This is a genomic window from Thiocapsa sp. (assembly GCF_035467215.1).
GTDB lineage: Bacteria > Pseudomonadota > Gammaproteobacteria > Chromatiales > Chromatiaceae > Thiocapsa.
Window position 1 is genome coordinate 1 of sequence record NZ_DATITZ010000322.1, and the last position, 9,399, is coordinate 9,399.

General features: G+C 63.6%; 10 protein-coding genes. 6 read left to right on the forward strand and 4 right to left on the reverse strand.

The window, feature by feature from the left end; all coding sequences use genetic code 11:
- Positions 1-2,129, forward strand: a 2,129-nt coding sequence (locus VLR48_RS17245) for a type I restriction endonuclease subunit R (RefSeq protein ID WP_325292976.1), incomplete at its 5' end; no start/stop codon positions are given.
- Complete coding sequence (locus VLR48_RS17250; RefSeq protein ID WP_325292977.1) at positions 2,129-2,845, forward strand: SprT family zinc-dependent metalloprotease; 717 nt, start codon at positions 2,129-2,131, stop codon at positions 2,843-2,845. The genes VLR48_RS17245 and VLR48_RS17250, both read left to right, overlap by 1 nt.
- 129 nt (positions 2,846-2,974) lie before the next feature.
- Here VLR48_RS17250 and VLR48_RS17255 read toward each other — a convergent pair whose 3' ends face one another.
- Entirely contained in the window at positions 2,975-3,895 is a 921-nt protein-coding gene (locus VLR48_RS17255; protein ID WP_325292978.1) for an alpha/beta hydrolase, read from the reverse strand.
- Between the two features lie 379 nt (positions 3,896-4,274).
- On the opposite strand from VLR48_RS17255, the gene VLR48_RS17260 reads away from it, so the two are divergent.
- Positions 4,275-4,733 carry a hypothetical protein gene (locus tag VLR48_RS17260; protein ID WP_325292979.1) on the forward strand — a complete coding sequence of 153 codons (459 nt, stop codon included), beginning with the start codon at positions 4,275-4,277 and terminating at the stop codon, positions 4,731-4,733.
- Positions 4,734-4,866: 133 nt separating this feature from the next.
- Here the strand turns inward: VLR48_RS17260 and hda are convergent, their stop codons facing one another.
- Both hda and wrbA read right to left on the reverse strand, forming a co-directional pair.
- On the reverse strand, positions 4,867-5,571 hold the full coding sequence (gene hda / locus VLR48_RS17265; protein ID WP_325292980.1) for a DnaA regulatory inactivator Hda: 705 nt from the start codon (positions 5,569-5,571) through the stop codon (positions 4,867-4,869).
- Between the two features lie 34 nt (positions 5,572-5,605).
- Positions 5,606-6,205 (reverse strand): NAD(P)H:quinone oxidoreductase, encoded by a 600-nt coding sequence (wrbA, locus tag VLR48_RS17270; RefSeq protein ID WP_325292981.1) that lies wholly within the window; start codon positions 6,203-6,205, stop codon positions 5,606-5,608.
- A gap of 259 nt (positions 6,206-6,464) precedes the next feature.
- Between wrbA and VLR48_RS17275 the strand changes: the two genes are divergently transcribed.
- Both VLR48_RS17275 and VLR48_RS17280 read left to right on the forward strand, forming a co-directional pair.
- Positions 6,465-7,022 carry a thioredoxin family protein gene (locus VLR48_RS17275; RefSeq protein WP_325292982.1) on the forward strand — a complete coding sequence of 186 codons (558 nt, stop codon included), beginning with the start codon at positions 6,465-6,467 and terminating at the stop codon, positions 7,020-7,022.
- 58 nt (positions 7,023-7,080) lie between these two features.
- Entirely contained in the window at positions 7,081-7,371 is a 291-nt protein-coding gene (locus VLR48_RS17280; RefSeq protein ID WP_325292983.1) for an acylphosphatase, read from the forward strand.
- Between the two features lie 41 nt (positions 7,372-7,412).
- Here VLR48_RS17280 and VLR48_RS17285 read toward each other — a convergent pair whose 3' ends face one another.
- Positions 7,413-8,177: a metallophosphoesterase gene (locus VLR48_RS17285; protein ID WP_325292984.1), complete on the reverse strand. Its 765-nt coding sequence runs from the start codon at positions 8,175-8,177 to the stop codon at positions 7,413-7,415.
- 326 nt (positions 8,178-8,503) lie between these two features.
- Here VLR48_RS17285 and VLR48_RS17290 point away from each other — a divergent pair, with 326 nt between their 5' ends.
- Positions 8,504-8,923, forward strand: a complete 420-nt coding sequence (locus VLR48_RS17290) for a rubrerythrin family protein (RefSeq protein WP_007194770.1) — start codon at positions 8,504-8,506, stop codon at positions 8,921-8,923.
- Positions 8,924-9,399: the final 476 nt, after the last annotated feature.

Consider the following 9,399-nt stretch of genomic DNA (forward strand, 5'->3'; position numbering starts at 1 on the left):
GGCGCGATTTGATGGCCCAGCTCGGCCAGGCCAAGCCAAGGCTGCTCTGTTCACTGGTGCACAAGTTCGGTCGCCGCGATGTGGATGACGTCGACGCCTTCATCAAGGAGCTCGAGGGACGGCCCAGCCGGACGGTCGGCGAGGTCTTCGTCTTCGTGGACGAGTGTCATCGCACCCAGAGCGGCAAGCTGCATCGGGTGATGAAGGCCCTGATGCCCAACGCGGTCTTCATCGGCTTTACCGGCACGCCGCTCCTGAAGAAGGACAAGGCCACCAGCCTCGAGGTCTTCGGCGGCTACATCCACACCTACAAGTTCAGCGAGGCGGTCGAGGATGAGGTGGCGCTCGATCTGATCTACGAGGCGCGCGATATCGACCAGCGGCTCGGCTCCAAAGAGAAGATCGACGCCTGGTTCGAGATCAAGACCAAGGGTTTGAACAACTGGCAGAAGGAGGAGCTGAAGGGCCGGTGGGTGACCCTGCAAAGCGTGCTCAGCTCGCGCTCGCGCATGGATCGGGTGGTGAGCGACATCGTCTTCGACTTCAGTCTCAAGCCGCGCCTGTCCAGCCAACGCGGCAACGCCATGCTGGTGGCCTCCAGCATCTACGAGGCATGCAAGTATTTCATGCTGTTTCAGAAGACGCCGCTGAAGGGCAAGTGCGCGGTGGTGACCTCCTACAACCCGCAGGCCAAGGATGTCACCAAGGAAGAGGTCGGCGCCAACACCGAGACCGACAAGCAGCTCATCTACAAGATCTACAACGATCTGCTGAAGGATGTCGTCGCAAAGCCCGGTATGACCAAGACCGAGACCTACGAGCAGCGGGCCAAGACGCTGTTCGTCAAAGAGCCGGCCAACATGAAGCTCTTGGTGGTGGTGGATAAACTGCTGACCGGCTTCGATGCGCCGCACTGCACCTATCTCTACATCGACAAATCCATGCAGGATCATGGTCTGTTTCAGGCGATCTGCCGCACCAATCGGCTCGACGGAGACGACAAGGACTTCGGCTATATCGTCGACTACAAGGATCTCTTCAAGAAGGTCGAGAACAGCATCGCGGTCTACACCTCGGAGCTGGACCGCAGCCCCGGCGGCGCGGATCCGCAGGTTCTCTTGCGCGATCGCCTCAAGACCGGCAAGGAGCGCCTGGACACGGCCCTGGAAACCTTCGCACTCCTCTGCGAGCCGGTGGAACCGCCCAAGGGCGAGTTGGAGCATATTCGCTACTTTTGCGGCAACACCGAGATCTCAGGCGATCTCGAGGAACGCAAGCCGCGACGGGCCGCGCTCTACATGGCGACCGTTGCCCTGGTCCGGGCCTATGCCAACATGGCCGACGAGCTGGAGGAGGCCGGTTACAGCGGCGAGGACATTGCCCGCATCAAGCAACAGCTCGACCAAGCGCTGAAGCTGCGGGGGTTGATCCGACAGGCCAGCGGCGAGACGCTCGACCTCAAGCCCTACGAGGCCGACATGCGACATCTCATCGATACCTACATCGAGGCGGACGATCCGCGCCGGATCTCGCCCTTCGACAACCTTGGCCTGCTGGATCTGATCGTGAAGAGCGGCATCGCCGAGGCGATCGCCACGCGCCTGGGCCGCATGCAGGGCAACAAGAACGCGATCGCAGAGACGATCGAGAACAACGTCCGCCGTACGATCATCAAGGAGCATCTGACCGACCCGGCCTTCTACGCCAAGATCTCCGCCCAGTTGCAGGAGATCATCGCGCAGCGCAAGGCGAAGGCGATCGCTTACGAGGAGTATCTGCAGAAGATTGCGGAGCTTGCGAAGCGGGTCGCAGCCGGCCAGGCCAAAGACACCCCGGCGGCACTGGATACACCGGGAAAGCGGGCGCTCTTCAATAACTTGAAGTCCATCGCCGCATCTCCTTTGGGGGCGCTGCCGGCAGCCGATGATCAAGGGGCCTATGCGCCTGCTGCCGTCGCGGTGGATCTGGCGCTCAAGATCGACGAGGTGGTCAAGACGGTGCGTCCCGACGGCTGGCGTGGCGTTCAGGCCCGCGAGCAGGTCATCAAGGCGGCGCTCTATGGCGTGTTGCAGGACACGAGCGAGGTCGAGCGGGTCTTTCTCATCATCAAGGCGCAGTCCGAGTACTGATGACCGACCGGATTCAGCTCGGCGAGGTCGCCGTGGATGTCGTCTTCAAGGACATCAAGCACGTCCACCTCAGTGTCTATCCGCCCGACGGCCGGGTTCGCCTCGCCGCACCCGCCCACATGAGCCTGGAGACCCTGCGGGTCTTCGCCGTGTCCAAGCTTGGCTGGATCAGGACCCAGCAGAAAAAGCTCCATGCGCAGGCACGGGAAACGCCGCGCGAGGTTATGGAGCGCGAGAGCCATTATCTTTGGGGCCGCCGCTATCTGCTGAGATTGGTCGAGGAAGCGGCGGCACCGACTGTGACGATCAATCCAGGTTCACTGGTGCTGAGGATTCGGCCGGGGACGAGCCAAGCGCAGCGCGACGCCGTTATGGCCGACTGGTACCGCCGGCAAGTCCGGGATGCGGCGACCACTCTGCTCCGAACGTGGGAACCCATCCTCGGGCTCCGCGTCCACCGACTGTTCGTGCAGCGCATGAAGACCCGCTGGGGGAGCTGTAATCCGGAAACGCGGACGATCCGCCTCAACACCGAGCTGGCGAAGAAGCCTCCGCAGTGTCTGGAGTACATCCTCGTCCATGAGCTGATGCATCTGCTGGAACGCCATCACAATGCGCGGTTTGTCGAGCTGATGGACCGCCATTTGCCGCAATGGCGGCAGTCGCGGGACCTGCTCAACGGTCTGCCGTTGGCTCATGAAGAGTGGGGCTACTGAGATACGGGTGTGGTGCGCGCCATCGGTCAGGATATGGGTGCCGATGCGTTGCCGGTCGTCCTCGCCGGTCTTTTGGTGCTCGCGTGCCGCTCGGGACGATCCGCAGTCCGGAACCGGGAGCCCGAAATCCTACCGCGCTTCTATGGGCCGGTTGATGCTTTCCCTTACGCGCATCGGCGGCGCTATGCCCGAATCCGCGACGGCGCACTGCTGCTCGAGAAACTCCATCAAGGCGCCGACATGGTCCTCGATGCGATCGACCGAATCATGATCGGCGCCGTCGATCTCCAGCAAATGCACGTGCGGTCCGGAAGATCGCGCATGGATCAGGCGCGCATCCTCCACCGGAACCACGCGATCCGCTCGGCCATGCACCAGCAACACCGGACAGGTGATGCGGGTGACCGTGTTCATCGGCGCGATCGTGTCGAAGCGGTGTCCGATCAGCCATTCCACGTAGCGGATGATCCCGTAGACGATCGGTGCGGGTAGGTGCAGGTGTCGCACCGATGCCTCGGTCACCCGAGCGGGATGGGCGAACGCGGCAACGCTGATCACGGCCGCGATGTCCGGGTTGCGCGATGCCTCGAACAGGGCGGCCCCTGCCCCGACGGAGTGGCCGAGCACGGCGACACACTTAGCCCGTCCCGGGTGATGCCGCTTGAGCCAGGCGATGGCCATCCCGAGGTCCTCGGCAAACCGAGGCAAGGAGGAGAAGGTGTCGCCGTCGCTCCCGCCGTGATTGCGGGCATCGAAGAGCAGCACGTTGAAGCCGGCCTCTCGGAAGGGGATTGCGATGGGCAGCATCAGCTCGGCGTTGCCGCCCCAGCCGTGCAGGATGACGAGGGTGCGTGTCGAGTCGGCTGCCGGAAGCAGCCAGCCGAAGAGGGATCGGCGTCGCACGGTCGGGATGCGAACCGTCTCGAAGTCGAGGCCGGAATCCGCCGGCGTTCCGATTTCGCGCAGCCTAGGTGCGCGAAATCCCAGATGCACACCTGCCGGGATCGCGGCTGCGGCCAAAACGGCGAAGAGACTCAGGGTCGTGAGCATGTCGGTCGAGCTCCGGTACGGCTTGGAAGACTGCGCCCGAACCGGCGTTCCCTGTGTACCGACCTTGTCCGGTCGTCTTCAGCGCATAGCGTTCGGCTCCAAGAAAAGTGATGGCGTCGCCTGGCCTTTCCAAATGCTCAGGTCGCGATGACTCGTCTTTGAGCCCGACAAGATCCGGCGGTGTCGGGTGCAGGACCGTCGGTCTTGGCATAGACTGAATAAAACACACTCATGCCATCGAGCGCGCTGTGAAGGACTGGACCGACACCGGCCGCGCAGCCTCGATACGGAGATCTCCGGTTCGTCGTGAGTGGCGCCCCGCTGATCTCGATCGCCAAGCTAGATGGCGTTGCCTTCGTCGTCCGGACAGGAGCTCAACATGGTTCATGTCTCCCGCCCACGGCTTCAGGGGTTGTTTGCCGCCGGCCTCTTTCTGATCCTTCTGCACTATGCGGCTCCCGGCTTCTCCGCCAAGTCAGGGCCGGCGTGGGACGCGTGCCGCGATCGCGTGATTGCGAACCTCGAGGCTGCCGGTCTGCGGGATTTCGGCGATGTGAGCGCCTACACGGGCGCGACCGGTACCGGAGCGCTCCAAGCGGTGATCGAGCAATGCGGTTATCGCTCCGAGCGCATCGAACCGAGCTTCTGCGACGACCTCTACGAGCAGGTCTATGCGGCCTGCCGAGTGGATGGCTTCGAGGGCATGAGCATGGCCGCCACCTCTTGGGTTCTGATCTTTGATCCCGACGGCCCGCTCGTGGAGCGGTTGAGGAGGGTCTGCACGCAGTCGGCGACGCTCGACCGGGCGAGGTTCGGGCGCCTGATCTGCAGCGAGTGAGGCCGCAGAATGCCCGTCGGGGGCTGCAGCGGCGACGCTGCCCGACAGCGAGGCGTGAATCGGGTATCAGCCGTTCGGGAGTCGATTCGCCGGGTCGTTGCGCCGGATCGTCACACCCTAAGTCGTTCGCCGTTCAGCTCTCGCCGCGCATGACCCGACGCACCAGGGGAATGCTCGGCTGGCGTTGCTCGCGCAGGCTAACTTGGTCGATCCGCTCGAGCAGGGCGACCAGCGAGCCGGGATCGCGGGCATAGTTGTTCATGATATATCGGGCGGTTTCCTGGCCCATCCGCATACCGATCTCCGCGGCGACCTCCGTGAGCAAGCGCTCGCAGTCCTGGTCGGAGAGCGGCAGGAGACAGTAGCGCGGCCCCCATTGCAGGCGCGAGCACAGATCCGCCAGACCAAGTCCCAGCGCGTCCGGGGCCGAGCTCCCCGCAATCAGAAGCGCGCATCCGCGCGCGCGCGCTCGATTGAACAGATCGAACAAGGCGACCTCCCACTCTGCCTTGCCGGCGATGGCCTGCACATCGTCGATCGCCAACAGATCGCGGCTCTCGAGGTCGTCGAAGATCGAGGGCATCAGCCCGGCCTCGCCGAGCGGAATGTACTGCGCCGTGCGCGACCGTTTGATTGCAGCCTGACATGCGCCCTGCAGCAGATGGGTCTTGCCGGTCGACGCGCCTCCGAAGAGAAACACGTAAGGCTCGCCTGCCCCGGACGCCAATGCCTCGACTGCGGCGAGCGCCTCTGCATTCGGTCCGGCGCGATAGTCCGCGAGCGTCGGCTCGCGGATCAGTGTAATGGGCAGGTGCAGTTGCCCGGGATGGTCGGCCAAGGTTCCGCCTGCTCGGGGATGCGGGTCCGGTGCTTCAGCCTGGGCGGCGCGAGAGTGCCGCCGCGGTCTCGGCGAGCCGACGACCCAAGGCCAAACACAGACGCTTCTCCTCGTCCGTGACCGGGAGTGCGCTGTCGGGCCCGGCCAGGTGCGAGGGGCCGTAGGGCGTGCCCCCGGTGCGGGTGTGAAGCAGGTCGGTCTCGGTGTAGGGGAGCCCCGTCAACAGCATCCCGTGGTGAAACAAGGGGATCATCATGGTGAGCAGGGTGGCTTCTTGACCGCCGTGCAGACTGGATGTCGAGGTGAAGACGCCGGCGGGTTTGCCGGAAAGGGCCCCGGAGAGCCAGAGGCCGCTGGTTCCGTCGAGGAAATATTTCATCGGGGCCGCCATATTCCCGAACCGCGTGGGGCTGCCGAGGGCAAGGCCGGCGCAGCCGCGCAGGTCGTCTTGATCGGCATAGGGCGCACCGGAGGGCGGGACGCTGTCCTCGGTCACTTCGCAGACGGTCGAGACGGCAGGAACGGTCCGCAGGCGCGCTTCCAGTCCGCCGGCCTCGACGCCGCGTCCGACGTGATGAGCCATCTCGGCGGTGGCGCCGTAGCGACTGTAGTAGAGGACGAGGATGTAGCTCATGGATGATCGGTCTCCGAATAGGGTCGCCGGAATGCGCGGATCCCGGATCGGGCCAGCGCTCGGTGTGTTGCTGATGTCATGGGTCGGGCATTAGTCTAAACCGCGTCGGCAGTGAAAGCCGATGTTTCGTCCGCCCGAGCCGCCGCATCCGGAGTCGCGAGATCCGGGCATTGAACTGTCACGCCGAACTGGTGAGAATCAGGCAGCCCGGCCCGGACGTTCGCCCGGTGCCCTAATGTTGCGAGGAGGCAAGACAAGAATGGCTCACCTGCGTTCGCTTGACGGTCGGCAACGGCTTCGACTGATGTTCATCCTGCTCATGCTGTGCGCGACTGCGGTCGGCGCTGCGACCCGAGATCCAGCCCAGTATTTCTTCGACTCGACCTTCGGTGATTTCGCCGAGGAGCTCGCGACGGCGAGAGACGAGGGCAAGAAGGGCATCCTGCTGATGTTCGAGATGGACGAGTGCCCCTTTTGTCATCGCATGAAGACCACGGTGCTCAACCAGCCCGAGGTGCAGGACTACTACAAAGAACACTTCATGATCTTCCCGGTGGATATCGAGGGCGATGTCGAGATCCATGATTTTACGGGCACTGCGATGGCACAAAAGGATTTTGCGCTGAAGACGCATCGGGTGCGTGCGACGCCGGTGTTTGCCTTCTTCGACCTCGACGGCAATCTGGTGGCCAGATATACCGGGGCCACGGGTGATGCGACGGAGTTTATGTGGCTCGGGGAGTACGTGGTTCAGGAACGCTACAAAGACGTCACCTTCCCGGCCTACAAGCGCGAGCGCCAAGCCGCCGCCAAATAGACCGGCAAGCCAACCACCCATCCGGGCGGGGTTCGGGACTCGATCCGAGGAGCAGAGAATGGATGAGCATCACAGCGAGCAACGCGTCTGTTACCGGTGTCTCGTCGGCGGGCGGGTGCAGGGGGTGTTTTTCCGTGCGTCGGCTCGCGAGCAGGCGATGCGGTTGGGCGTGACCGGATATGCGCGAAATCTCCCCGACGGCCGCGTGGAGCTACTGGTTTGCGGGGAGTCGAATGCGGTCGGTCATCTGCGCGACTGGTTGCGCACCGGTCCACCGGGTGCCGCGGTGACCGGGGTTGCTTGCGAGCCCCTGGACTTTCAGCAGTACCCGAGTTTCGCGATCGACTGACTGGGCGTCACACGCGCGACGTCTTACAGGCGGCGGGCGCCTCAATAACCGCCCGCCGTTTGGCTCGGGCGCTCCGGATAGCCGTCGAGACGGACGACTCGGGTCTCCAGCGCGCCGTCGGGAAGGAGCGTGATCTCTCGATAGCCGGGGGCTTGGGTATCGATCGCGAAATCGGCTTGGCGCGGTGCGAACTGAACGCAGGTCGAGGGTGTTCCAAGGACACGGTAATCCTCGATCCGATGCTCGAATTCCTGGTGGATGTGACCGCAGACCAGGGCTTTGACATGAGTGTGTCGGTCGCAGATCCCGATCAGCTCGTCTCCGTCCTCGACCCGGAGCTTGTCCATCCATGCGCTCCGCACAGGGATCGGATGCTGATGCAGGAAGATGACGGCGGGTGAGGGGTCTGCCGCGACGGCATCGCGAAGCGCTGCGAGTCGGTCCGGGCCGATCCGTCCGCCTTCGCGTCCCGGCTCGGTGGAATCGAGAAACACGAGATTCCAGCCGCCGTGCTTGCGTGCGGTGACCGGCCCGAGTGCTGCAGGTCCGAGCAGTTCGTGCATCAGTGCGCGCGAGTCGTGGTTGCCGGGGATACAGTAGTAGGGCAGCCCGGTGCGATCGAGCAAGCGACGAAGCGTGCGATAGCCTTCACGCGACTCGTCATGGACGAGATCGCCCGTGAGCACCAAAGCGTCTGCCGGCGGCGAATGCGCGAGCGCGAGCTCCAACACCGCCTCGAAGCTACGCCGCGTGGTGACGTCGAGCAACTGCCCCTCGGGGTCGGCGAAGAGGTGCGGATCGGTCAACTGCAGAAGCGTCCGCCTTTGGGCGGTGCGCTCCGAACGGATTTCCCCCGGAGTCCGATACGGGGCGATGTCTGGCGCAATGTCGAATGTCCGTAAGCCGGTGGACGCTGGCATAGTCTGCTCCTTGTTGATCAGCATAGGATATAGCAGGTGCACTGGGGCGCGTTGCCGAACCAGTTCACAGACTTGTCGAGGGACGACGTCGCCCATAAAAAGGGACGATCGCAGTCATTGGAACAAACAATTTCTGAAACGGCTTCGAGGTGACTAAGGTCATCGGTGAAGGTTCAGCCAACCCCCGTTCATTCCATCGTGAGGAGATCGACATGGAGCTCAAGGGCAGCAAAACCGAAGAGAGTTTGAAGGAAGCCTTCGCGGGCGAGTCTCAGGCCAATCGTCGCTACCTCTACTTCGCCGCCAAGGCCGATGTCGAGGGCTACAACGATGTCGCGGCGGTCTTCCGCTCCACCGCCGAGGGCGAGACCGGCCACGCACACGGCCACCTGGAATATCTCGAAGCCGTCGGCGATCCGGCCACCGGCATGCCGATCGGTCCGACCGGCGACAACCTGCGTGCGGCCATCGCGGGCGAGACCCACGAGTACACCGACATGTACCCCGGCATGGCCAAGACCGCGCGTGACGAAGGATTCGACGAGGTCGCCGATTGGTTCGAGACGCTCGCCAAGGCCGAGCGCTCGCACGCCAACCGCTTTCAGAAGGCGCTCGACAACCTGGACGCCTAAATCGTGTCCCGAGGTGACCGGCCGACTGATCGTCTCGCTGGACGTGGTCGATTCCGAAAGCGCCGACAGCGGATTCGGTCTGGAGAGAAGGCGCTTTCGATGATTCGCGGAGACGGAGCGACCGGCAACTAACGGCATGTAGGGGCGACTTGAGTCGCCCCTTCTCGTTGTGCCGCGAGGCGCAGTGCGGATCACGACGTTCCGAAATCGCCCCCAAGCTGCGAAGACGCCAATCGGATCGTCGCGTGCGTCGCGGACTCACGCTGCTCTACTCTCCGCCGTATAATCGCGCCTCGACCTCAAGCGCTCAAATCGCCCGAAGGCGCGATCCTCGTCGACGAACAAGGGCGCACAAGGTCGACGCTTGACCTTGGATGACGGGGCTCGCCCCATAGACCTTAAACCTTCCTCATTCTTTAAACCGCGTCCGTTGCGACGCGTCTGAATGAATGCGATGCGGAGTCAGCGTGAGAAGA

Coding starts and splice junctions, on each gene's coding strand:
- wrbA (WP_325292981.1), bottom strand. CDS start 6,205: ATGAGCTACATCCTCGTCCTCTACTACAGTCGCTACGGCGCCACCGCC.
- VLR48_RS17260 (WP_325292979.1), top strand. CDS start 4,275: ATGGTTCATGTCTCCCGCCCACGGCTTCAGGGGTTGTTTGCCGCCGGC.
- VLR48_RS17275 (WP_325292982.1), top strand. CDS start 6,465: ATGGCTCACCTGCGTTCGCTTGACGGTCGGCAACGGCTTCGACTGATG.
- VLR48_RS17255 (WP_325292978.1), bottom strand. CDS start 3,895: ATGCTCACGACCCTGAGTCTCTTCGCCGTTTTGGCCGCAGCCGCGATC.
- VLR48_RS17290 (WP_007194770.1), top strand. CDS start 8,504: ATGGAGCTCAAGGGCAGCAAAACCGAAGAGAGTTTGAAGGAAGCCTTC.
- VLR48_RS17280 (WP_325292983.1), top strand. CDS start 7,081: ATGGATGAGCATCACAGCGAGCAACGCGTCTGTTACCGGTGTCTCGTC.
- VLR48_RS17250 (WP_325292977.1), top strand. CDS start 2,129: ATGACCGACCGGATTCAGCTCGGCGAGGTCGCCGTGGATGTCGTCTTC.